The 22,736-nt window shown below is 37.4% G+C and carries 22 protein-coding genes; 8 read left to right on the top strand and 14 right to left on the bottom strand.

The window, feature by feature from the left end; translation table 11 throughout:
• Window positions 1-41: 41 nt before the first annotated feature.
• The 4 genes from V7108_RS03435 to V7108_RS03420 form a co-directional block, all read right to left on the bottom strand.
• Window positions 42-719 (bottom strand): DUF2642 domain-containing protein, encoded by a 678-nt coding sequence (locus V7108_RS03435; RefSeq protein ID WP_335567360.1) that lies wholly within the window; start codon window positions 717-719, stop codon window positions 42-44.
• A 32-nt stretch (window positions 720-751) separates the two neighbouring features.
• Window positions 752-2,110 carry an arsenic transporter gene (locus V7108_RS03430; RefSeq protein ID WP_335567359.1) on the bottom strand — a complete coding sequence of 453 codons (1,359 nt, stop codon included), beginning with the start codon at window positions 2,108-2,110 and terminating at the stop codon, window positions 752-754.
• 338 nt (window positions 2,111-2,448) lie between these two features.
• A complete protein-coding gene (aroD, locus tag V7108_RS03425) occupies window positions 2,449-3,213 on the bottom strand; it encodes a type I 3-dehydroquinate dehydratase (RefSeq protein WP_335567358.1) in 765 nt (254 codons plus the stop codon).
• A 24-nt stretch (window positions 3,214-3,237) separates the two neighbouring features.
• A complete protein-coding gene (locus V7108_RS03420) occupies window positions 3,238-3,828 on the bottom strand; it encodes a shikimate kinase (RefSeq protein ID WP_438825646.1) in 591 nt (196 codons plus the stop codon).
• Window positions 3,829-3,929: 101 nt separating this feature from the next.
• Between V7108_RS03420 and V7108_RS03415 the strand changes: the two genes are divergently transcribed.
• On the top strand, window positions 3,930-4,982 hold the full coding sequence (locus tag V7108_RS03415) for a potassium channel family protein (RefSeq protein ID WP_335567357.1): 1,053 nt from the start codon (window positions 3,930-3,932) through the stop codon (window positions 4,980-4,982).
• A 53-nt stretch (window positions 4,983-5,035) separates the two neighbouring features.
• Here the strand turns inward: V7108_RS03415 and V7108_RS03410 are convergent, their stop codons facing one another.
• Together V7108_RS03410 and V7108_RS03405 are read right to left on the bottom strand one after the other, a co-directional pair.
• Window positions 5,036-5,260: a hypothetical protein gene (locus tag V7108_RS03410; protein ID WP_335514503.1), complete on the bottom strand. Its 225-nt coding sequence runs from the start codon at window positions 5,258-5,260 to the stop codon at window positions 5,036-5,038.
• A 102-nt stretch (window positions 5,261-5,362) separates the two neighbouring features.
• Complete coding sequence (locus tag V7108_RS03405) at window positions 5,363-5,698, bottom strand: nitrous oxide-stimulated promoter family protein (protein ID WP_335567356.1); 336 nt, start codon at window positions 5,696-5,698, stop codon at window positions 5,363-5,365.
• A gap of 240 nt (window positions 5,699-5,938) precedes the next feature.
• On the opposite strand from V7108_RS03405, the gene V7108_RS03400 reads away from it, so the two are divergent.
• Window positions 5,939-7,129: an MFS transporter gene (locus tag V7108_RS03400; protein WP_335514497.1), complete on the top strand. Its 1,191-nt coding sequence runs from the start codon at window positions 5,939-5,941 to the stop codon at window positions 7,127-7,129.
• 42 nt (window positions 7,130-7,171) lie between these two features.
• Here V7108_RS03400 and V7108_RS03395 read toward each other — a convergent pair whose 3' ends face one another.
• Complete coding sequence (locus V7108_RS03395) at window positions 7,172-7,597, bottom strand: DUF4395 domain-containing protein (RefSeq protein ID WP_335567355.1); 426 nt, start codon at window positions 7,595-7,597, stop codon at window positions 7,172-7,174.
• 279 nt (window positions 7,598-7,876) lie between these two features.
• Here V7108_RS03395 and V7108_RS03390 point away from each other — a divergent pair, with 279 nt between their 5' ends.
• The 3 genes from V7108_RS03390 (at window position 7,877) to V7108_RS03380 (ending at window position 11,483) form a co-directional block, all read left to right on the top strand.
• Window positions 7,877-9,367 (top strand): peptide MFS transporter, encoded by a 1,491-nt coding sequence (locus tag V7108_RS03390; RefSeq protein WP_335567354.1) that lies wholly within the window; start codon window positions 7,877-7,879, stop codon window positions 9,365-9,367.
• Window positions 9,368-9,492: 125 nt separating this feature from the next.
• Window positions 9,493-9,972 (top strand): glutathione peroxidase, encoded by a 480-nt coding sequence (locus tag V7108_RS03385; protein WP_335567353.1) that lies wholly within the window; start codon window positions 9,493-9,495, stop codon window positions 9,970-9,972.
• Between the two features lie 134 nt (window positions 9,973-10,106).
• Window positions 10,107-11,483, top strand: a complete 1,377-nt coding sequence (locus tag V7108_RS03380) for an MFS transporter (RefSeq protein WP_335514483.1) — start codon at window positions 10,107-10,109, stop codon at window positions 11,481-11,483.
• Here the strand turns inward: V7108_RS03380 and V7108_RS03375 are convergent.
• On the bottom strand, window positions 11,480-12,925 hold the full coding sequence (locus V7108_RS03375; RefSeq protein WP_335514479.1) for an HD-GYP domain-containing protein: 1,446 nt from the start codon (window positions 12,923-12,925) through the stop codon (window positions 11,480-11,482). The two genes, V7108_RS03380 and V7108_RS03375, sit on opposite strands and share 4 nt — an antisense overlap.
• Before the next feature lie 120 nt (window positions 12,926-13,045).
• Between V7108_RS03375 and V7108_RS03370 the strand changes: the two genes are divergently transcribed.
• The 3 genes from V7108_RS03370 to V7108_RS03360 are packed head-to-tail and all read left to right on the top strand — an operon-like array spanning window position 13,046 to window position 16,699.
• Entirely contained in the window at window positions 13,046-14,527 is a 1,482-nt protein-coding gene (locus V7108_RS03370) for a spore germination protein (protein WP_335514478.1), read from the top strand.
• An 11-nt stretch (window positions 14,528-14,538) separates the two neighbouring features.
• Window positions 14,539-15,639 carry a GerAB/ArcD/ProY family transporter gene (locus V7108_RS03365; protein ID WP_335567352.1) on the top strand — a complete coding sequence of 367 codons (1,101 nt, stop codon included), beginning with the start codon at window positions 14,539-14,541 and terminating at the stop codon, window positions 15,637-15,639.
• Window positions 15,623-16,699, top strand: a complete 1,077-nt coding sequence (locus V7108_RS03360; protein WP_335514472.1) for a Ger(x)C family spore germination protein — start codon at window positions 15,623-15,625, stop codon at window positions 16,697-16,699. Before V7108_RS03365 ends, V7108_RS03360 begins: the two co-directional genes overlap by 17 nt.
• A 58-nt stretch (window positions 16,700-16,757) precedes the next feature.
• On the opposite strand, the gene V7108_RS03355 is transcribed toward V7108_RS03360, so the two are convergent.
• The 6 genes from V7108_RS03355 to V7108_RS03330 form a co-directional block, all read right to left on the bottom strand.
• Window positions 16,758-18,167, bottom strand: a complete 1,410-nt coding sequence (locus V7108_RS03355) for a GntP family permease (RefSeq protein WP_335514468.1) — start codon at window positions 18,165-18,167, stop codon at window positions 16,758-16,760.
• Between the two features lie 174 nt (window positions 18,168-18,341).
• The gene (locus V7108_RS03350; RefSeq protein ID WP_335514466.1) at window positions 18,342-19,433 is read right to left on the bottom strand and encodes an iron-containing alcohol dehydrogenase family protein; all 1,092 of its coding nucleotides are present in this window, start codon (window positions 19,431-19,433) and stop codon (window positions 18,342-18,344) included.
• A gap of 78 nt (window positions 19,434-19,511) precedes the next feature.
• Entirely contained in the window at window positions 19,512-20,528 is a 1,017-nt protein-coding gene (dmpG, locus tag V7108_RS03345; RefSeq protein ID WP_335514462.1) for a 4-hydroxy-2-oxovalerate aldolase, read from the bottom strand.
• Between the two features lie 23 nt (window positions 20,529-20,551).
• On the bottom strand, window positions 20,552-21,439 hold the full coding sequence (locus V7108_RS03340; protein WP_335514460.1) for an acetaldehyde dehydrogenase (acetylating): 888 nt from the start codon (window positions 21,437-21,439) through the stop codon (window positions 20,552-20,554).
• Between the two features lie 54 nt (window positions 21,440-21,493).
• On the bottom strand, window positions 21,494-22,267 hold the full coding sequence (locus tag V7108_RS03335; RefSeq protein WP_335514457.1) for an IclR family transcriptional regulator: 774 nt from the start codon (window positions 22,265-22,267) through the stop codon (window positions 21,494-21,496).
• Window positions 22,268-22,450: 183 nt separating this feature from the next.
• Window positions 22,451-22,720: an iron-sulfur cluster biosynthesis family protein gene (locus V7108_RS03330; RefSeq protein ID WP_335514454.1), complete on the bottom strand. Its 270-nt coding sequence runs from the start codon at window positions 22,718-22,720 to the stop codon at window positions 22,451-22,453.
• Window positions 22,721-22,736 lie beyond the last annotated feature (16 nt).

Below are 22,736 nucleotides of genomic sequence, written 5' to 3'. Positions count from 1 at the left end.
TGTTCCTCTCCACTTGATACCCCTCTTTTCAAAAAATCTATTCACGCGAAATGGATTGTTTTGATATGTTCTAAATTTCGATATACCATATCCCTTTCTGCCGTAATGACTGTTAATTGGTAATTTGATACCTTCTGAAGCAGTCCTATTTTCTCGCTGCTATCGCCTCCATCTATTACCACAAGCTGATTTTCTAACTTTTTACACTGATCTTCAAAACTTCTTGCTAATGGTATCGAGGCCGGGGAGGCAGGGAGTGTCTGGTTGTTGATGGAATAGGGTGCACTATGTTCCGGATAGGGAACTAGCCATTTAACATGACCCATCGAAATAAATACTGTTTTATATATAGGAGAGTAAAAGACAAAGTAATCGTTCATGATACTAGTCAAATAGCCATGAATAGATTTATTACCTGTTACATATACCTCGACAAACCTCCCTCTAGAATTATTTAATATTCCACGAAATGAAATTGTAAGTGAATCCGGTTTAAGCGGCTTTTCTTCAGGGAGCTCATACACAAACGAATTTTGGTCCTCTTTTTCCTCTTTCACCCTCTGAATATGAACGGTTGGAATATAATAAAACCTTTGACTCCTCCCCACATATAAAACAATTATATCTAACCCGGAATCGATTAAAGTACCAGTGTAAAAATTCTTCCCGGAAAGCTCAATTTCAATGTTTTTTCCAATTAAATCCTTAAACACACTCATATTACATTCTCCTTTTGATCATTTACTTCTCATTACTGAAGTGCTCCGCCGAATAACCATGAAACCCAATAATATAAGACAACTAAAGTAAACAATGTGGCCGGAGGAATAACAACAAAGGTGATTTTTACATATTCCCACCATGTAATCATGACTTTTCCCTTTCTAACGATGTGCATCCACATTAGCGTTGCAAGTGTTCCCATTGGCAGTAATAATGACCCCATATCACTTCCAATGACATTTGCTAAATAGGAAACTTTTAAGGCTAGCGGGCTAAGATCCATATTCATTAACGTAAGCGTTCCGACCATAAGTGCCGGGTGATTATTAAAGATATTAGAGAGGACCGTTAATAGTGCTCCCATCATCACACTCGCATTGAGCAGGCTTCCTGATACCATTGGACGCATAAACTCAATAAGCAAATCCGTCAATCCAATATTATGCAGGCCATAAATAATGACATACATACTAAAGGCGAATACAAGAATATACCATGGGGTTTTTTTCAGCATATCGACCGGTGATACTTTCAAATAGGCCCATCTCCAGCCTAAAAGGACAAGTGATCCAATCACGGCCATTACCGATACAGGTATGGCAAAATAGGATGCGGCAAATAGACTGAGACGTACTGCAAATACAAATAGTAGGACATTTCTCATAAAGCGAGACCGATCCTTTTCAGTGGCATACGTTGGACCAGGTTTAAGCGGATGATATGAGCTTCTCGTCAAGCCGGTTACTTTAACAGGAACAGTTTTTGGTATAACCTTTTTAAAGCGAAGAAACAGAAGCCAAACAAGTAACAAAAGACCAAGCGTTGCTGGTACAAACATCATTGCCGTGTGCAGCCACAAGTCCATTTCCACTATTTTCAAAGCAATCAGGTTGACGATATTGCTGACCCCAATAGGTGCACTAGAAGCAGTAGCAATTAATCCGCCAGATAATAAATACGGTATTTTTTGATGATTTTTTAACCCCATATTGTTCAATAACATTACAAGAATGGGGGTGGTGATTAGAATACTTCCATCATTATTGAAGAAAAGCGTCATGAGAAAGCATAAAAGGTTGACATACCAGAATAACCTTATACCTGACCCATTTGCTTTAGCAGCGAGTTTCTCCGCTACCCAATTAAAAAATCCAAAGCTTTCTAATACAATAGCCATGATAATCGTTGCCATTATGGTAATCGCTGCACCCGAGATTGTTTCCGTAATAATTCCAAGGTCTGTCAGCGAAACACTTCCACTGATTAACACAAAAATCGCACCTATTGTGGCAGGAATGGCTTCGTTAATTCCTCTAGGTCTCCACAGAATAAAGATGAGTGTGGCCACAAATGCTAAAATGGTCATCCAAACCATAGGTTGAATCATATTTACTCGCCTTCCAATCTAGTTAGTTTTTCATGAAGTTTCATGAGATGACTCTACCTCCTCGATGGCCCAAGTCCGCTACTGTCCCCCCCTTCCATCTATCTCTGTTGTCTGAGTGTACTTTATTTATATGTACTATGAACTGCACCCGCTTTGGGTTTGTACCCTTTTCCGGAATAAATCCACTAGAATCTATGGACAACTATCTTTAATGAATCAACCCAAACCATAGAAATTTACACAAAAATAGACAGACACGAGGATCTCTCATGTCTGTCTAAAAGTAAAAAGGGTAAACACCTATCATGACTAGGTATTTACCCTCTTAAAATAAGCGATTATAAACTTCTATTTATAAGTGATAAAATATTCCGTAATTCAGCGACAGGAACCTGCCCTGGAGCAGAGGCTTTCTTAGCTGATCCAAAAGTCAGTGCTGAACCAAATATTTCTCCAGCTACGCGGCTGATGATACCCCTTCCAGCCATTGACATGGTAATAATCGGTCTGTCAGAATATTGTTCAACCATTGTATTGGTTGCATCTAATAGTATTAATACGTCAGCTGCGGTTTTCGGCATTACTGCGATTTTTGGTAAATCTGCTCCCAATTCCTGTGCCTTTCTTAAACGAGAGATAATCTCTTCCTTTGCCGGCGTCTTGTCAAAATCATGATTCGAAACAATTACATAAACATCATTCTGATGCGCTGTATGTATCAATGATTTAATGTCATGTTCATCGTTAAATAACTCTACATCCACCATTTCAACCTGTCCAGATTCAGCGATTGTCTGATTTAATTGAAAATAGTAATGGGTGCTGACTTCCTTTTCTCCACCCTCTTTGGCGCTGCGGAAGGTAAAAATAAGCGGTATATCTTTTAGTATCGTTCGAATGGCAGCTAGCGCTTCTGTTACCTTCTCTATATCTTCCACTTGTTCAAAAAAATCAACACGCCATTCCACGACATCCAAGTCTACGGTTCTTAAAAATACCGCCTCTTCCTTTAATTGCTCTAGATTTCCCCCTACGATTGGAACACATATCTTTGGTTCCCCTTCTCCAATCGTAACACCCTTTACCGTTATCGTTTTTCTCATTAAATACTCCCCTCCGCTCCAGCCTTATTTGGTTTCATGTAACTCCCAAGTTAATTTTAGGCTTTCGACAATACTTTCAGCCAATTCCTCCATATCTTGATGACTAATTTCAATGGTTGAGTGAAAATTATTTTTATAGATTTCTTGTCGTTTGTAAAATAACTCTTCAATTTCTTCCATTGACTTTCCATGAAGTACCGGGCGGCTGTCAACAATCAAACCTAGACGGTTCTTCCAGGCATCCCAGGTAATATCTAAATAAAATACAATACAGGAAGAGAGACAAACATTTCTAATTTCCTCTTGAAGGAAAGCTCCTCCTCCAACAGATATAATCTTTAATTTATAGTCACATAGACGTTGAATGAATTCCTTTTCCTTGGCCCTAAAAGCTTTCTCACCAATTTCAGCAAATATTTGAGGGATTGGCATCTTGTATTCTTTTTCAATTTCCTCATCGATATCAATAAAATCTCGATAAAGCTTTTGGGCTACTAACTTTCCAATCGTGGTTTTGCCAGCCCCCATAAAACCAATAAAAACAATATTTTTTTCTTTCCATGAACTGTTTGACAACGGTCTCCACAACTCCCACAGGCAATATTTTGTTTCCATTATAAGCTTTCTAATTGGAGAAAACCATCATGATTATTTTCCGGCTTTTTTTGGGAACATAAGTTTATACAATGATTCTAATGCTAGGAGAAAACATGGGAATGCCCTTTAAAAAAATGCTCTATTACTTAACAAAGTTACGAAATAGAATTTTTTTCCCTCTTTTTATCTTGTATGTTTTAATTGCTGCCTATATTGCTTTATACATTGAGCCAAAAACCTTCGGTACCTATTTAACCGCTATTTATTGGGTGTTGACTACCCTTGCTACGGTGGGTTTTGGAGACTATGCACCTGTTACCCAAATGGGGCAGGCCTTCACTATTATCCTTTATATAACCGGAATTGGACTTGTCAGTGTGTTTATTGGAAAAATGCTAAAAATCGTCACACTTTTCGACAAACTTAAAGTTGGAGGAAAAATGAAATATACAGGAAAAAATCATATTATTCTCATTGGATGGAGTGACAAATCAAAACTTGCCATCCAAGAAATCCTTAAATCAGATAAATCCGTTGACATTGTTATTATTGACGAACTTGAAAATGCTCCAATGGTGGAGAAACAACTATATTATGTCCGTGGTGATGCAACGGAGGAAGAGACACTGCTCCAAGCAAATTTACCAGAAGCGAAAGGGGTTATTATCTTTGCTGATCAAATTCTGCAAGATAACTTTGGCTCTAAAGACCCGCTGCTAGTTGACGGGAAAACAATGCTAATTGCAACAGCGATTACGGCGATTGAAGAGAAGCTTAATACTCCAATCCATGTTACAGCAGAGGTGGTCTACCAAAAACATATTCGGTTATTCCAACATGTAAAGGTAGATGAATTCATTCCAACACAAGAAATGATTTCTCATGCTGCCGTCCGTTCGTTATTTTCTCATGGGGTTACCAATATGTATTCGGAACTGATGAGCAGTCAGTATGAAGAATCCATGTATGAAATCGCAAAACAAGCTGACTGGAAAACATACCGGGATGCCTATTTAGATCTTCTCAATAAAGGGGCCACACTTGTTGCAGACAGAGGGAACCTACAAATCAACCAAAAACTCGATGAACCCATTCCAGAGGAAGCCCAGCTATTTGTTATTTGCAATAAAGAGGCACTTGGAAAAATAAATCCATCAACCATGACTAAATAAAAAAAAGTGTGAAATCATTGGAACTCCTGATGATTTCACACTCTTTTTGCTTATTACACCAATTTAATTTTATCCTGAGGCTCTTCTAGCTTCATTTGCTCAAGTTCAAGCCTCATTCTTTCGGTTTCGATTAAATAGTTTTGGTGTTTAAGTTTCTCTAATTCTAATTCCCCTTCAATGATTTTGTACTTAATTTTTGATTGCTTCTGAAAATGGCCTGTTAAAATTGCGATAATCGGAATCGAAAATACCATAATAACTGCGATTGTCCCTGTCATCCAAACCCCTCCATGTCTTGTATTAGTTAAATAATACCAAATATTAGAAAAACTTTGTATTAAAATATAGAAAAGCATGGGCATATTCCCATGCTGCTAAGGTTATTTCAGTTGTGTTTTAGGCTTGTTCAGCAAATGCTTCACGGCATAGACCGGGTGATATAGCATCATCCATGGTCCAGAGTATCGCATGACCTTTTTCATTTCCAAACGATAGTTTGGCTTATAACAATGAACAGTACAGTTAGAACAGGCACTTTTTTCTTCGCCAAAACGGCAAAGTGAAAGTCTCATTAAAGCATAGGTTTTTAGGTTATGACAATCCTTGCATACCTCTTGTTGTTGATGGTGCTTCTTTTTACAATAAAGATTAATCATCTCTGTGACAATTTCCTTTTCCTTTTGGACAATAAGGCCATTATTTAATTGCCTCTTCATCGTATTTGAACCCCCCTCTGCATGAATCTCCATGTTCATACTTAAACGATATCATAGTAAAACACCTTTGGAATTGCTAAACTTCAACAATTTTCTAACAAAATTCAATCAGAAAATTCCTTTGCTTGAATTTTCTTTCTCTTTGACAAAAACCTGTCTCCCTATATATGATAGATAGCAGTGAAAAAGGGTTAACACTACAAGTAAACGAAAAACCCCTAACTCGAAAGGTGGCTTATGATGACAGGAGAACAACGAAAGAAAATTACCATGTTGATGATCAACATGTTTATCGCAATTGGGAGTTTTGGAATCATCATCCCGATTTTACCAGCCTACTTGGAATCGATTAATCAAGGCGGAACTGCAGCTGGACTGTTCATTGCCATCTTTGCAGGCGCGCAGTTCATCTTTTCCCCGATTGCAGGTAAATGGACAGATCAATATGGACGCAGGAAAATGATTATTTATGGACTGGCAGGTCTTACCCTGTCGATGTTTATTTTTTACGCTTCGAATTCGATTGGGGTATTATATGCCTCTCGTGCTGTCGGAGGAATTGGCTGCGCGATGCTGGTACCAGCAATCTTTGCTTATATAGCGGATATTACGACCATTGAGCAGCGTGCCAAAGGAAATAGCTTAGTTTCGGCAGCGATGTCGCTCGGGATTGTCGTGGGTCCTGGAATCGGAGGATTTTTAGCAGAATTCGGTTTGAAATTTCCTATATTAATATCTGCACTAGTTTCACTTGTTTCCGTATTGTTTTCAGTTCTTCTTCTTAAGGAGAGTCAAACAGAGAAATTCGATATGGCAGCTGATTTACACCCTGATGAGTCTATGGCTCGCAAAATCGCCCGTTCAGTGAAAATGCCTTACTTTATTCCACTCATTATTACGCTAGTAATGAGTTTCGGCTTAATTGCATATGAATCGGTCATTGGATTATACCTTGACAACCAGTTCCACTCTTCCGCTAAGGATATTGCCATCATGGTAACAGCTACCGGAGTAGTCAGTGTTATTGTTCAGCTCTTTGTTGTTGATAAAATTGTTAACCGATTTGGGGAAAGTTCAGTATTGAATGTTTTTATAGCTGTAGCAGCCGCAGGATTTTTGTTTTCACTTTACGCTTCGAGCTACAACCTATTCTTTATTATTTCTCTTTTTATTTTTCTATCAACCTCCATTCTCCGCCCGGTGCTCAACACACTGATTTCAAAGCTTGCTGGCAATGAGCAGGGATTTGCAATGGGAATGAATAATGCTTATATGAGTATTGGCAACGTAATTGGACCGACACTTGCAGGACTTCTTTACGATATCAAAATCACTTATCCCTTTGTGTTGGGATTTGTACTATTAGTGGTTACTTTATTCATTACATTCACGTGGCAAAGACGTTCACTAAGGACAAAAGCTGTTTTATAGTATAAGAAAAGACTGATGCGGATTTGCATCAGTCTTTTTCTGCTATGAATTGGCTTTTTTATATTGATACATCTTCCACTGGTAATGAATAAAGCAGCCAATACAAAATCCTAAAATCGCTACAAAAGCTGCTGTCCCAACCATGATGGTAAACACATATCCTGCGGTTTTCCACCCCAGCAGGAAACTAATGAATCCAACACTCAAACAGAAAACAGCTATCTTCTGGTTAAATTGCTGCTGTTCCCAATCCTCTGGAATATAACCTTTTTGTTTTTTCTTAAGAAAGAGCTTGGCAATATTCATAATTGGATTATATTTAAAAACAATTCCTGATATCCCTGCGAGTAATGGAACAATTAAAAACCATCCTTCAGCGAAAATTAGGGCTAAAACTGCACTAATGAAAATCACCCATTGGTTCGTTCTAACAAGTGGTCTAGGAATGGAACGTACATTATCTGACAATTAAAACCCACCTTTCTTATTGGTTTTATTAACTTAAGTTTACCTTCTTTACGTCGTATTGTATAGCAATCTAAATTAATGGCAGGCCTATTTTGTTTATTATCTATTTTATCAAAATAGAGTTATTATTTTAAAAAAACTTTCTTTTCATCTGTTTGCAGTCCACAATCCCTATTTATCAATGTTCTATACCTTTATAATCTACAATTACCAAAAATAGTTTTTGACAATTGAAAAGAATCAAAAGTATTATTATATAATATATAAGGAGGTAGAATCATGTCGAATTACGATAGACAGAAAATTGTGGATAGTGTCCCTCAGAAAGGATTCTTCGGACATCCAAAAGGGTTATTCACACTTTTCTTTACAGAATTCTGGGAGCGTTTCTCTTACTATGGAATGAGGGCAATCCTCGTCTACTATATGTATTACGAAGTTTCAAAAGGCGGACTAGGACTCGATGAAAATCTTGCTCTTTCCATTATGTCCATATATGGATCTCTTGTTTATATGTCCGGGATTATCGGTGGCTGGTTAGCCGACCGGATTTTTGGTACCTCTAAAGCAATATTTTATGGTGGAATATTTATTATGTTCGGTCATACCGTCCTTGCAATACCCGGCAGCGTAGCCATGTTCTTTGTTTCTATGGTATTGATTGTACTCGGAACTGGTTTGCTGAAACCAAATGTTTCCACTGTTGTCGGTGATCTGTACAGCGAAAGTGATGACCGTCGTGATGCAGGTTTTACCATATTCTATATGGGGATTAACTTGGGTGGATTCTTAGCACCAATCATAGTCGGAAGTGTCATGGGTTATAGCTTCCACTTAGGCTTCGGAATTGCTGCTGTTGGTATGTTCGCAGGACTTATCATGTTTGTAGTAACAAAGAAGAAAAATCTTGGACTTGCTGGTACCAATGTTCCCAACCCACTTTCAAAGGCAGAAAAAAAGAAAACTTTTACTTTGATTGGATTTGGAATAGTCGTCCTAGCTGTCTTATGTGCAGTATTAATTCCAGCGGGAATCTTAACATTTGCAAGCTTTATTAATATCGTTACTTTTCTAGGGATTCTAATTCCTACTATATATTTTGTTGTTATGTATCGCAGCCCTAAAACTACGGCTGTTGAACGTTCCCGTATCATTGCATATATTCCATTATTCATTGCAGCCGTGATGTTCTGGTCAATCCAAGAGCAAGGTTCAACCATTCTTGCCAATTATGCGGATAAACGGACCCAATTAGATTGGTTGGGAATGACGATTTCTCCAGCTTGGTTCCAATCCTTGAACCCATTATTTATTATCATTCTAGCACCTGTATTTGCCTGGATTTGGGTTAAAATGGGGAACCGTCAGCCAACAATACCTCAAAAATTCTCATTGGCACTATTGTTTGCTGGTCTTTCATTCCTCGTTATTCTTTTACCAGCATACCTTGGCGGTACAGATTCACTCGTAAGCCCAATGTGGCTTGTACTAAGTTATTTAATTGTCGTATTTGGTGAATTGTGTATCTCACCTGTTGGTTTATCTGCAACAACCAAATTAGCACCAGCTGCATTTTCAGCGCAAACAATGAGCTTATGGTTCTTAGCAAGTGCTGCGGCTCAAGCTCTAAATGCACAAGTCGTTAAATTTTATACACCTGAAAATGAAATGGCCTACTTCGGTGTCATTGGCGGTGCAGCTATCGTCTTAAGTATAATCCTATTTGCATTAGCTCCGAAAATTCAGGGCTTAATGAAAGGAATTCGATAATCTAACGTAAAAAGCAGTATCTCATTTACTATGGGTTACTGCTTTTTACTTGTTATTTGCTAATAAAATCGCTAAGCTTATCGTACATAATTATTCACTGTAAGCATTCCAGGGGAGGAATTCAAATGAAAACGGTTTATGACTTTACTGTTAAAACAACAAATGGTGAGAGTAAATCACTCAAAGAATACGAAGGAAAGCCATTAATTATTGTTAATACGGCAAGCAAATGTGGATTAACCCCTCAGTTTAAAGGACTTCAAGAATTATATGATAAATACAAAGAGCAAGGCTTAGAGATTTTGGGATTTCCGTGCGATCAGTTTAATAATCAAGAATTTGAAAATATCGATGAAACTACACAATTTTGTCAGTTAAACTACGGAGTAACCTTCCCAATGTTCGCAAAAACCAAGGTAAATGGAGAAGAGGCTGACCCTTTATTCACTTACTTAAAAGACCAGAAAAAAGGACTTCTATCTAAAAACATAAAATGGAACTTTACTAAGTTTCTTGTTGATTCAAATGGAGTGGTTATTGAGCGTTACGCACCCACCACAGAACCTAATAAAATAGAAGATGATTTACTCCATTTATTATCATAATCTAACTAGATAAGATCATCGTGATTACAATAAAAGAGAGCGTTTCGATTGAAATGCTCTCTTTTATTGATATGATTAACAATATGATTTACTCTTGATAAATTTTTTAAGATTCGGAAAGAGGAGTTAATACCATGTCAGCAATTAAGAATGCCTCTTTTGTTAAAAAACCCAATTTAATTATAACTGCAATCGCTTTAGGTGTTATATTAAATCCATTAAATACCACGATGATCACAGTGGCATTGCCGGAAATAAAAAATGAATTTCACCTTACTTCAAAAGATCTTTCCTGGTTAATCGCTTCCTATTTTATGGTAAGTGCCATTTTCCTGCCGCTGCTTGGTAAATTAAGTGATTACTACGGGAGAAAGAAAATCTTTATTACAGGTCTCATTTTAGTTGCTATCTCTTCCTTTACCGCTCCTTTATCTCCAAATATGCCATTTTTATTAGGAATGAGAGCAATTCAGGCTATTGGTACATCTGCTCTTTATCCTGCAGGTATTGGAATGGTTCGATCTTATATTGAAAAGAATCAAAATAGGGTAATCGGCACACTATCTGTATTCGCTACCACCTCTGCCGCATTCGGTCCGACTATCAGCGGACTGTTGATTCAAAAGGGCGGCTGGCCTATTATATTTTATGTGAATTTCCCTATTATCACGATATCTGCGATATTGGCTTTTCTATACATACCCAAGGACAGTAAGGTCTCAGAAAAAGCCTTCAAGTGGGATGGAATTGGAATTATCTTATTTGGTTTATTAATATCCTTATGGATGTTCTTCCTCCAAGCTTTAGAGAATGAACTAAATCTATGGACATTACTAGCATCTATCCTAGTAACCTTTGTATTTTATCAATATGAAAAGAAGAACCAGGTACCTTTTATTAATGTAAACTTTTTGAGGAAAAACCTAAATATAACATTAATTTATATTTTATATGCGCTTTCGACGATCGTTTTTTTCTCCATGCTACTATCGATGCCAACCTATTTACAACTATTACTAAACCTTTCATCAAAATTAACCGGCATGGTTATGCTTTCTATTTCGATATTTGCCATGGTTGTTACTCCAGTTGCAACACGCTGGATGGAGAAGTCAGGTTATTTGAAACCTTTACTTTCGGGTGCCGTTATCGGCCTGATCGGTGTTATCTCATTATTGACGATTAACCAAAACTCTCCGATTTCGTGGATATTTATAGTGTTATCGATCCTAGGTTTAAGCAATGGCATATTAAGCATCGGATTACAAACAATACTTTATTCATTTATTTCTAAATCCGACAGCGGCATTGCTTCCGGTTTATTAATGACATCTAGATTTATCGGAAATATCCTTGCTTCTAGTATTTTTGGAGTGATGTTTGCAACTGGGATCAATGATGGTAACCATAATTCAATGACCATAATCTTGTTCATTGTATCTGTTCTTTTACTGCCAGGAATCCTTTATATAACAAAAACAAAACTTTCTACGAAAACAATGAATCATTAAAATACAGAGAGCTTTTGGATGGTTTTCTCTTCTTTGATAAGTTGAGAAGGATACCGGTAAACTTCTGGGGAACGTGTACAAAGCTGTTCCCATGCATCGACACATTGTGGATCAAAATGGGTTCCTATGTTTTCCTTTAGGTACTTCATGGCTTCAAAATGTGTCCATGCCTTACGATAAGAACGTTCAGATGTCAACGCGTCATATACATCCGCAACTGCCACGATTCTCGCATAGAGAGGAATCTCATTTCCTTTCAGTTTATCTGGATATCCACTGCCATCCCACTTTTCATGATGGAACCGAATAATGCTTAGTTCCTCCTTCATAAATCCTAAGCTTCTGCACATATCATAGCCAAACACAGGATGCTTTTCAATTAAGGCCCTTTCTTCATCAAGTAATCTCGCCGGTTTATTCAGTATTTCATCCGGTATTTTTATTTTACCCGCGTCATGAACAAGTCCTCCTTGAACAATTGCCCGCAGTTGTTCAGGTTTCAAGTTAAGTTCCTCCGCTAGCTTTAACGCATACATGGTAACCCTAAAGGTATGTCCTGCTGTGTAGGTATCTTTTTTTTCCGTTGCAGTGACCAAATTTTTAACACTAGGAGAAATACTATTCGTAATCCGTTCAAAAGGGTCATTGGTAAACAAGGAACGAATTGACTCAGCAAGTGTGCCTTGTACAGCATATTGTTTAACCAAGCCGATAATCATCATGATCATGGCTGCAAGTAATAGAAAGTGATAGATCCACCAACTGAATGACCACTGCACCCCTCTTACCATGATTATTTGCGAGACCATTAACCAGCCGGAACTATAAACAATAGCGATTTGCAGAGGAAAGCGTGTGTACCTATATGATTGATAATAACAGGAAATCGTAGCACTACTTAACAGTAAGATGATAAGTGTTACGATGATATTCAACGGATTGGCATTCAGAGGAACGATGTCAACAATTTGCGGAAATAACATTCCGATTGTCCCAAAAACAGTTAAAGCTGCCGTCCATAAAGGTAGGAGCAAGTGCTGCCTCCTTGCGAGAAATTCTACAATTGGATGGTCAGATGACAATGACGATAACCATAGCCAAATAACCGCCAGCAACACACTAAATTGCGAAGAGATTCCTGGCAGGTGCGTGAAACCATGTATGAAATCAGGTGTAGAAAGTCCATGGATTGAAAACATTAATCCAAGAGATAGAAACGCTAATGAGAGAAAACTTACTTGTATATTACGTATTCTCCTCCCAGCAACTCCTACTGCAATAGAAATTATAGCGGCTAATAATGATACTAGACTTACGATATAAAAATGTTCCATTGGTTTAGATAAAAACAAATCCTTAAAATAACCCAAATGAAAAGCCTCAAAAGTTAGATAAGGAACTAAAATGGCAGCCAATGGCCCACAAAAGCTACTACGTTTCATCAAAATTCCCCCGAATTCCATATTACAACTATTATACTGCCAACCCCGGCTGTTCAGTATCATAAACTTTCCAATCTTGGTAACACTACATATAGTCTCTTCCAAAAAAGGAGAAGAAGTATGTTTAATTTTTTTAAAAGTAAAAATACAGAAATAGAAAGTTTGAAAAAGGCATTAGCAAAATCTCATGATTATAAATGCGTTGAGTATTTTAATAAAAAATCTAACATCTCTTTTACTTTGAAATTTTTAGCGACGCTTGTGGATGAAAAAACCGTACAAGATAGTGTACTTCCCTATCTACTTGAAGAGAACTTTAAACAAATTGATGATGCAAAAGAGATTATCCCACTTGCTGATATTACAGTTTCAGAGGATATCTCCCTTATTGAAGAACGGCTTTTTAGCGGCTCTGTGGTGTTAACGGTAAACGGAAATGATAACAGATTTTGTTTTTTAGGAGCACAAAAAGTAATTGGGCGAAATGTCAGCCTCCCTGAAGTTGAATTTAGTGTCATTGGCCCTAAGGAATCCTTTGTAGAATCCCTTAATCAGAACATAAATCTTATTAGAAAAAGAGTCCCTGTTAAGGAATTAATCATTGAAAAACTAACCGTTGGAACACTTTCAAGAACACAAATTGCCATTCTTTATATTGAAGGTATTACCAATACGGAAAATGTAGATACCGTTAGACAAAGGATTAAGGATATTGAGATGGATGAAATAACTGATAGTTCGTATATAGTCCAAATCATAGCGGATAATCAAAACTCGCCCTTTCCTCAACTCCTTGATACAGAAAGGCCAGATAGGATATCTGCCATCCTTGCCGAAGGCAAAGTAGCCATTTTAGTCGATGGTTCACCACATGCATTAATTGGACCAACTACTCTTGTTGAGTTTTTTAGCTCATTCGAGGATTATTACTTAAATTGGATTCTATCTTCCTTTTTTCGATTAATTAGATTATTTGCTGTTGTATTTTCTATTTTGGTTACACCCATATATGTAGCAACACTCAGCTACCATTATGAATTAATACCACAAGACTTAATGAGTACCTTAGTAGCTTCCAGAAGAGCTATTCCCTTTCCTCCTATTTTGGAAGCACTATTTCTTGAATTGACCATTGAGCTTTTAAGAGAAGCAGGGGCCCGGCTGCCGACTAAGGTTGGTCAAACCATCGGTATCGTGGGCGGTATCGTTATTGGAACTGCTAGTGTGCAGGCAGGTCTTACGAGTAACATTTTATTAATTTTCATTGCCTTAGCAGCACTAGCATCCTTTACAACACCGGTCTACCGGATAGGTAACACAATCCGATTACTTCGGTTTCCCTTTTTACTTTTCGCTGAGTTGTGGGGCATGTTAGGCATTTTAGTATGTTTTTGTTTTTTAATCACTCATCTTATTCGTCTCACTTCACTAGGCAGACCATATTTAGAGCCTTTGTATCCTCCTAGAAGGATGGACTTAAAGGATGCTTTTATACGGCTATCCTTTCATAAACAAAGAAAACGACCATTTCTATTGGATACAAAACAACCGAATCGTTTTCACAAAAAAACTGCAAAGGACAAGAAAGATATAGAAGAATAGAGGTTCTTGTTATGAATTCTAATGTTCCAGATAGTAGAAAAATAGCCCCATTTCTTGTATTTTTTCTTATCTCTTCTATGCAGTTTGGGGTAGGTATTCTTGGGTTTCAAAGATTTATAGCCAAATCAGCAGGTTATGATGGTTGGATATCCATTATCCTAGCGGGCATAATGATTCATATTATTTTATGGATGATGTTAAAAATGATAAAAATAGCCGATGGTGACATTATTACCATTCACACTTTTATCCTTGGTGAGAAAATCGGAAAATTTATTAGCAGTGTTTTTATTTTTTACTTTCTTTTGTTGTCCATAACCATTTTGAGAAGTTATATTGAAATTGTACAAGTATGGATGTTTCCAGAGCTAAAAACCTTTTGGTTTGCTCTGGTATTCCTTTTACTCGTAATTTATATCGTAAATGGCGGCTTTAGAACCGTTGCCGGAATTGCTTTTTTCTCGATTGTTTTACCATTCTATATCGCCATTTTATTTGTTGTTATTATCCGTTATTCCGACTTTACCAATTTGCTTCCGATTTTCGACCATTCTGTAAAAGAGATACTACTGGGAAGTCGTGATATGACTTTTTCCGTTTTAGGGTTTGAAACATTATTATTTTTTTATCCTTTCATACAAAACCCAGAAAAGGCAAAAAAGTGGGCTCATTTTGGAGTTTTGTTCACAACAATTATATGTGTCTATTTAGCAATCCTTGCCTTTGGCTATTTTTCTGAGGCACAATTGCAAAAGCATGTTTGGCCAACGTTAACCATGTGGAAAATTATTAAAATGCCCTTTGTTGAACGCTTTGAATACATTGGAATCGCAAACTGGAGTTTAATGATATTACCTAATATATGTATTTCTATATGGAGTGCAAGCAGATTGATGAAGCAAATATTCTCCATTCGCCAAAAAACATCCGTTCCATTCATCTCAATTCTTTGTCTAATCGGTACCTCTTTGCTCATAACAAGAGAACAGATTAATATACTGACTGATATTACCTCAAAGGTTGGTTATTACCTTATTATCATATATATTCCATTATTGTTTGTAGGTACATTCATTGCAAAGAAGGTGAGAACTCGTGAAACCAATTCTTAAAATTTCACGCTATATTTGCCTGCTATTCATCCTAACTGGATGTGTCAAAAAGGAGATTTTAGATGAAATAAGTCTAATTGAAGGTATTGGCTTTGACTATATCGATAAGGAAAACATTCAAGGTACAGTTGTTATCCCCGTCTACCTTCCCGATCAACCACCTAAAAACAATACCTTCACCGCTGAAGCTGAGATTAAGAAATCTATCCTTCAGGACATACAACGCGAGGCTGCAGACCCAATTGTAACCGGAAGTCTTGAGGTGGTTTTATTTAGTAAGACTTTATCGGAAAAGGTAGGAATTCTTCCATTAGTTGATGCCTTTCAAAGAGATCCAGCTGTAGGGGCTGGTCTCTATTTAGCTGTAGTGGACGGGGAAACGAAGAAATTACTAGCTGGTGATTACGGAATAAGAGGAAATGCCGACTATATCTCGAAGTTGCTAGAGCATAATGTCAAAAACGAAGATCTTCCAAAAACAAATCTACAATTGTTTCTAGCTGATTTTTATCAAGAAGGTAAAACCCCCTTCCTTCCACAAATAAAACATATCGGAAAAGGTAAGATGGCAATAAACGGGATTTCCCTTCTAAGGTCTGGAAAAATGGTTGATCTTATCAAACCGGATGAGATGTTTTCTTTCAAGCTGTTAGTAGATAAATACAGTGAAGGAATGCACCGAGTCAAAATTGATAATGGTGAGGCAGCTATAAGAAGCATTCATTCATCCCATAACTATGAATTAACAAAGAGGAACCCAACAGAAATCACAGTCCATTTAAAGGTTGAGGGCGTCATTAATGAATTTACCGGTCAAGAGCTCACGCCTAAATTAATGCATAAACTACAAGAGCAGTTTGAAAAAGATATTCGTAAAGAATGCATTGCCATGATAAACCGTTTTAAAGAAAAAGAGATTGATCCAATCGGGTTTGGTCATTTTGTTAAGACACAGACCAGAAATTTTGATTTTAACAATTGGAGAGAAAATCAATATAAAGACCTTGTAGTAAAGATAAAACCTGAGGTGAAAATCTCTGAATCCGGGGTTATAGAGTAATAAAAAAGCAAGCAGACTTGACCTCAAAAAAAAGGATTTGTCTGCTTGCTCGAATATCTTATACAATTCCAGTTAATAAGTAAACTGCAATGATAAAGAACGCCGCAATTGTTTTAATAATGGTAATCGCAAAAATGTCACGGTAAGATTGCTTATGTGTTAAACCTGTGATTGCCAATAAGGTAATAACAGCTCCGTTATGCGGAAGTGTATCCATACCACCAGAAGCCATGGAGATAACACGGTGCATAACCTCAAGCGGAATATCGAATTGATTTGCTAGTTCAATATATTTTTCCGACATCATCCCAAGGGTGATGGCAATACCTGCAGAAGCTGAACCAGAGATAGCAGAAAGAATGTTAGTTGTAACAGCTCCATTTAGTAATGGGTGACCAAATACTTTGGCAATCCCATCTCTTGCCATACCAAAACCAGGTAAATTGGAAATAACAGCACCAAATCCATATTCTGTAGCTGAGTTCATAATAGCAAGCAGCGCACCTGCAACTCCGACTTTCATTCCATCTTTGAAATTCATGATTACAGGTTTACGATTATAAATAATCGTAGCAATAATCCCGACTAAAAGAGCGATTTCCACAGACCAAATTCCGATCACTTTTGAAGTTTCAATACTAGGAAAATTCATTCCAATTGCTTGGAAGTCGAAACCATTTGGATACCATTTTGGAATAATCGTTGTTAATACTTTGTTTAAAACTGCTACTAATAAAACTGGAACAAAAGCAAAGATCTTACGTCCGATACTTTCTTGTTCCCCTAAATCGATGGTTACTTCACTGTCATCCTTAATTGTTCCGAAGCTGTCATAACCTTCTCCAGCTTTTTCTGCTTTAATACGACGAGAATTTAAATACCACATTCCGAGGACGAAGATAAAGATAGCTCCGATAATCCCAAGTGTAGGTGCAGCATAAAGATCTGTTTTAAAGAAGGTTGTTGGAATTACGTTTTGTACTTGCGGTGAACCAGGTAAGGCGTCCATGGTAAAGGTGAATGAACCAAGTGCAATGGTTCCTGGAATTAAACGCTTTGGAATATTTGATTGTCTGAAAAGATGTGCAGCAAATGGATAGACCGCGAATGCTACAACCACTAAGCTAACTCCACTATACGTTAATATAGCAGCAAGTAAAACGATCGCTAACATACCTCTTTTTTGACCAACGGCTTGGACAATAGTAGAAGCAATGGTTTTCGCAAGTCCTGACATTTCTACTACTTTACCAAAAATTGCTCCTAATAAGAAGATTGGAAAGTATAATTGAATGTATTCAACCATTTTCCCCATAAATACATTCGAGTAAAAAGGCAGAATCCATCCGGGTTCTGTTAAAAGTACAGCAAATAACGCACAAAGAGGTGCAAAAATGATAACTGTGAATCCTCGGTATGCGATGAACATTAGCATTCCGAGTGCTAATAGTATAATTACTAACTCCATGAAATTTTCCCCCGCTCTAGCTAGTAGTTGTCTTTGGTTTAATAACAATTTTTAAAAAATATAATAGATTAATAATTTAAAATATGAGTTAAAACGCTTTCGAAAAAGATAAATAAAGATAATAGCAGTTTAATAGTGGATGAAATCTCACTTTCATCCACTATTAATGAATCCCTAATTAAAAACAGCTACTTTACTTTCAAGTTCTGCAATGGCAGAAGCCACTTTCTCCGCAGAGATTTCCATTGGCATTACATGGATGGATTCCTCTGGAATAACAGCTTTTTGAGCTACTGCTGTAATCATATCTTGAGTCAGATTTTGCACACCAATTTCCGATACAGAAATAGGTAGCCCCCAGTCACGGTAGATTGGAATTAACTGTTCAATTTCATCCCATTTTCCTTCAAGTACTAGTTGAACAAGAATTCCATATGCAACTTTTTCTCCGTGCAATGCATGATGTGTTTCTTCTAAGATCGTTAATCCGTTATGAATGGAATGAGCACCAGCAACCCGGCCATAATAATCGCCAAATCCACCAACTAAACCAGCCATAGTGATAATTGTCTCAACAACCTTCATGAAATCATCATTCAATTTTCCAGTTTTCGCGGCACTTATAGCACCCTTCGAATGCTCGAGCAGCAGATCTTTACACTGCTTTGCAGCAAAATAAGAAATTTGTAAAGGAACAGGCTTGTTATCGATCCCTGACATCTGAACATCTGCTTCATACCACTTCGCAAGTGTATCACCAATACCAGCAATGAGCATATTTACAGGTGCATCAATCAAAATTCTAGGTTCGATCAATACAAGGCTTGCGCTTACAGGATAAACGTCGTATCGAATAAAAGTTCCTGCATCATCATAAAGAACACTAACTGCTGCCCATGGTGAACAATTTGAGGCAAGCGTTGGAACTAAGATCGCTTGGCGATGGGTCTGATTACATGCAGCTTTAACAAGATCAAGAACCTTTCCCCCACCTACCGCGATTACACCATCAAATGAATTTTCCTCAACAAGATTAGCCACTTTGTCTATTTCTGAAAAAGAGCATTCCCCGCCATAGACATATTCTTCAACTTCGATATCGTTCAGATCTGGCCAAAATGGTTTAGCAGCCTCCCATGATTTTACGCCATGAACGATAAGTACTTTTTTTAAGCCTCTTTCGACCAATTTTGATTGCAGCTGATCTAAAACACCTTCACTGAAAATATACTCACTCGGTGCTCCATGTACAGAAAATGATTTCAAAATTCTTCTCTCCTCACTTAAAGGTGATTCATTCTATTTATAAAAAAATTAGAAAACCATTTTTTGAATCATTACGGATTACTTATTTTTTGCTTTTGCAAGTTCTGCTGCTACTTCAACGATCATATCCTCTTGACCGCCAACTACTTTACGTTTTCCTAGTTCAATTAAAATATCACGAGAATCTACGCCATATCTTTCAGCAGCACGTTTTGAATGCAGGGCAAAGCTTGAGTAAACACCCGCATAACCAAGAGTTAAACTGTCTTTTGTAATTTCCTGCGGTACTTGCAATAGCGGAGCTACGATATCTTCCGCTAAATCCATCATTTTATATAAATCTACACCAGTTTTGATTCCCATCCGTTCACAAACTGCGATAAGTACTTCTGTTTGTGTATTACCAGCACCTGCTCCTAGGCAGCGGACACTTCCATCAATACGTGTCGCACCTTCTTCAATTGCTACAAGCGTATTTGCCATGGCTAATGATAAATTGTTATGAGCGTGGAATCCTACATTAATACCTACTGATTGTTTAAGTGCACGAATTCTTTCTCGAACTTGTCCTGGAAGAAGGTAACCCGCAGAATCTACTGCATAAACAGTATCTGCTCCATAGCTTTCCATCAATTTAGCTTGTTCAACTAATTTATCAACTGGTGCCATATGATTCATCATTAGGAATCCAACTGTTTCCATGCCTAGCTCTTTTGCATAAGCAATATGTTGTGGAGCTACGTCTGCTTCTGTAACATGTGTTGCAATACGCGCCATTTTGGCACCTAAATTTGCTGCTTCTTTCAATTCATGCAGTGTACCGATACCTGGCAATAATAGGACTGCAATTTTTGATTTATCTGCAACAGAAACGGCAGCTTCGATTAATTCCATTTCATTTGTGCGGGAAAGGCCATATTGTAAGGAAGATCCTGCTAAACCATCACCGTGTGATACTTCGATATATGGAACATTTGCATCATTCAATGCTTTAGCTACTTTCAATACTTGATCTACTGTAAATTGGTGAGAGACTGCATGACTTCCATCTCGTAACGCAACCTCAGTGATAAGAATATCTCTTTCATTTGTCATTTTCATTTTCCCCTTTCTACAGCTTATACTGTTTCTTTCTTTAATAGATTTTTAGCAAACTCTTCTGCAATTTTCACGCCTGCTGCTGTCATAATATCAAGGTTTCCTGAATACTTAGGCAGGTAATCTCCAGCACCTTCTACTTGAATAAAGATGGTTACTTTATTTCCTTCAAAAATAGGTTCTGTACGAAGCTTGTAACCTGGAACATAGGATTGAACGACTTCTGTCATTTCAGCAATCGATTTTCTAATACCTTCCTCGTCCAATTTCCCTTCTTCTACAAGTGTATACACAGTATCACGCATCATGATTGGAGGTTCAGCAGGGTTTAAGATCATGATAGCCTTCCCTTTTTTAGCCCCTCCTACTACTTCAATCGCACGAGAAGTTGTTTCAGTAAATTCATCGATATTCGCACGAGTTCCTGGACCAGCACTCTTACTTGAAATCGTTGCAACGATTTCAGCATATTCTACTGGGCTTACACGGTTTACAGCATGAACCATTGGAATGGTTGCCTGTCCGCCACATGTAATCAAATTGATATTTTCTTTCTCCAAATGCTCGTCAATGTTAACCGCAGCACATACATATGGTCCAACCGCTGCAGGAGTCATATCAATTACTTTAATGCCTGCCTCTTTTAATACCTTTGCATTATAAAGATGAGCTTTTGCTGAAGTGGCATCAAACACAATATCAGCTTCTAATGTAGGATCTGCTAGAAAACCATCAATTCCGGTGTCTACCCCTGCATAACCCATTTCTCTCGCACGGCGTAATCCGTCTGATTGCGGGTCAATCCCAATCACAGCGGTTAACTCTAATAGTTCAGAGCGTCCGAGTTTAATCATTAAATCTGTACCAATGTTACCTGAGCCAAGAATAGCAACTTTAACTTTTGACAAAATAATTCTCCTCCTAAATATTAATATTTTTTAGTTGATTAGATTTTGCTTCTATTAGATAAATTCATCCTTATACCCTAATGCCTTTGAAATTTCAAATGCCGCCCTTTGAATACCAGCTATCACTAGTGGAAGCTTCTCTTCATCAAGTCTCATCTTTGGTGCGGCGCAGCTAATTGAAGCGATTACATTTCCTTTATGATTGAATATGGGCGCAGCAATACATTTAAGCCCTAACTCAATCTCTTCATCATCGACAGCATAACCAGTCTCACGAATCGAAATCAACTGTTGTTTAATTTCATTAATATCTGTCATCGTGTACTCGGTAAATGCTTCTAAACTCGCAGATGATAATAGTCTATCAGCCTCATTTTCACTTAAGTGGGCAAGAATAGCCTTTCCCACACCGGTACAATGCACAGGTGCTCTTTTACCAGTATGTGAATAGATGGTTAGTGCTCTAGGGCCTTCTACCTTTTCGATATAAATAATTTCATCTCGCTGTAAGGTAACTAAGTGAACGGTTTCATTTAACTCATTCACCAGGTCCCTGATGATTGGTCTAGCTATTTTTCCAACATCGAGATGTTTTGCCACAAAATTACCTAAAGTGAAAAGTTTAATCCCAAGCTTATACTTTAAATCATCTGGGTTTTGCTGAAGATACCCTCTATGTTCTAAAGTCTTGATGATCCCATGAACAGTACTTTTTGATAGGTTTAAATGCTGACTTATCTCTTTGACACTTAGTTCTGGATTCGTGCTCAAAAACAATTCCAGGACATCTGCTGCCCTTTCAATCGATTGAATTAAACGTTCAGACATTACCATCCTTCTCTCGTTCGCCATTATCGAATAGCGTTCGTAAATTTCTAATCGATACTTTTATACTAACCCGCATTTTATTGTATGTCAATTAGTTTAAGTTCATTATTTTGACATAATTTAATAAAAAAAAGAGAACCCAATTCCTTTTTGGGAATTGGGCTCTTTTTGTATATAGATGACTTACAACACTTCAAATTGTTTAAAACCGGTTTGGTCCGGTATAAAGTCTAACTTTTTATCTCTGAAGTAATGACATTCACCATTGTCGATGATAAACGTTAAATCATCCTTCACGATTTTACTATCATTTGACTGGATAGCTGCTTCTAGCGTTAACTTCACCTTCATAAAACAACTTTTACGCATTTGTAATCGGATAAACTTCGCTGAATCTGATTGTTCCAGCCTATTTTTTATTTCGGCAGCAGCTGCTTCTGTTAGTACAATCACTTATTACCCCCCTTTA

The organism is Neobacillus vireti, from assembly GCF_036962345.1.
Taxonomy (GTDB): Bacteria; Bacillota; Bacilli; order Bacillales; family Cytobacillaceae; genus Neobacillus; species Neobacillus vireti_A.
The sequence above is the reverse complement of the archived record's forward strand: the minus strand, read 5'-3'. Positions and strand labels throughout refer to the sequence as shown.

Bases quoted from the DNA above. Each gene is read 5' to 3' on its own strand.
- V7108_RS03435 (WP_335567360.1), bottom strand. From the start codon at position 719: ATGAGTGTGTTTAAGGATTTAATTGGAAAAAACATTGAAATTGAGCTT.
- V7108_RS03430 (WP_335567359.1), bottom strand. From the start codon at position 2,110: ATGATTCAACCTATGGTTTGGATGACCATTTTAGCATTTGTGGCCACA.
- aroD (WP_335567358.1), bottom strand. From the start codon at position 3,213: ATGAGAAAAACGATAACGGTAAAGGGTGTTACGATTGGAGAAGGGGAA.
- V7108_RS03420 (WP_438825646.1), bottom strand. From the start codon at position 3,828: ATGGAAACAAAATATTGCCTGTGGGAGTTGTGGAGACCGTTGTCAAAC.
- V7108_RS03415 (WP_335567357.1), top strand. From the start codon at position 3,930: ATGCCCTTTAAAAAAATGCTCTATTACTTAACAAAGTTACGAAATAGA.
- V7108_RS03410 (WP_335514503.1), bottom strand. From the start codon at position 5,260: ATGACAGGGACAATCGCAGTTATTATGGTATTTTCGATTCCGATTATC.
- V7108_RS03405 (WP_335567356.1), bottom strand. From the start codon at position 5,698: ATGAAGAGGCAATTAAATAATGGCCTTATTGTCCAAAAGGAAAAGGAA.
- V7108_RS03400 (WP_335514497.1), top strand. From the start codon at position 5,939: ATGACAGGAGAACAACGAAAGAAAATTACCATGTTGATGATCAACATG.
- V7108_RS03390 (WP_335567354.1), top strand. From the start codon at position 7,877: ATGTCGAATTACGATAGACAGAAAATTGTGGATAGTGTCCCTCAGAAA.
- V7108_RS03385 (WP_335567353.1), top strand. From the start codon at position 9,493: ATGAAAACGGTTTATGACTTTACTGTTAAAACAACAAATGGTGAGAGT.
- V7108_RS03380 (WP_335514483.1), top strand. From the start codon at position 10,107: ATGTCAGCAATTAAGAATGCCTCTTTTGTTAAAAAACCCAATTTAATT.
- V7108_RS03375 (WP_335514479.1), bottom strand. From the start codon at position 12,925: ATGAAACGTAGTAGCTTTTGTGGGCCATTGGCTGCCATTTTAGTTCCT.
- V7108_RS03370 (WP_335514478.1), top strand. From the start codon at position 13,046: ATGTTTAATTTTTTTAAAAGTAAAAATACAGAAATAGAAAGTTTGAAA.
- V7108_RS03365 (WP_335567352.1), top strand. From the start codon at position 14,539: ATGAATTCTAATGTTCCAGATAGTAGAAAAATAGCCCCATTTCTTGTA.
- V7108_RS03355 (WP_335514468.1), bottom strand. From the start codon at position 18,167: ATGGAGTTAGTAATTATACTATTAGCACTCGGAATGCTAATGTTCATC.
- dmpG (WP_335514462.1), bottom strand. From the start codon at position 20,528: ATGACAAATGAAAGAGATATTCTTATCACTGAGGTTGCGTTACGAGAT.
- V7108_RS03335 (WP_335514457.1), bottom strand. From the start codon at position 22,267: ATGTCTGAACGTTTAATTCAATCGATTGAAAGGGCAGCAGATGTCCTG.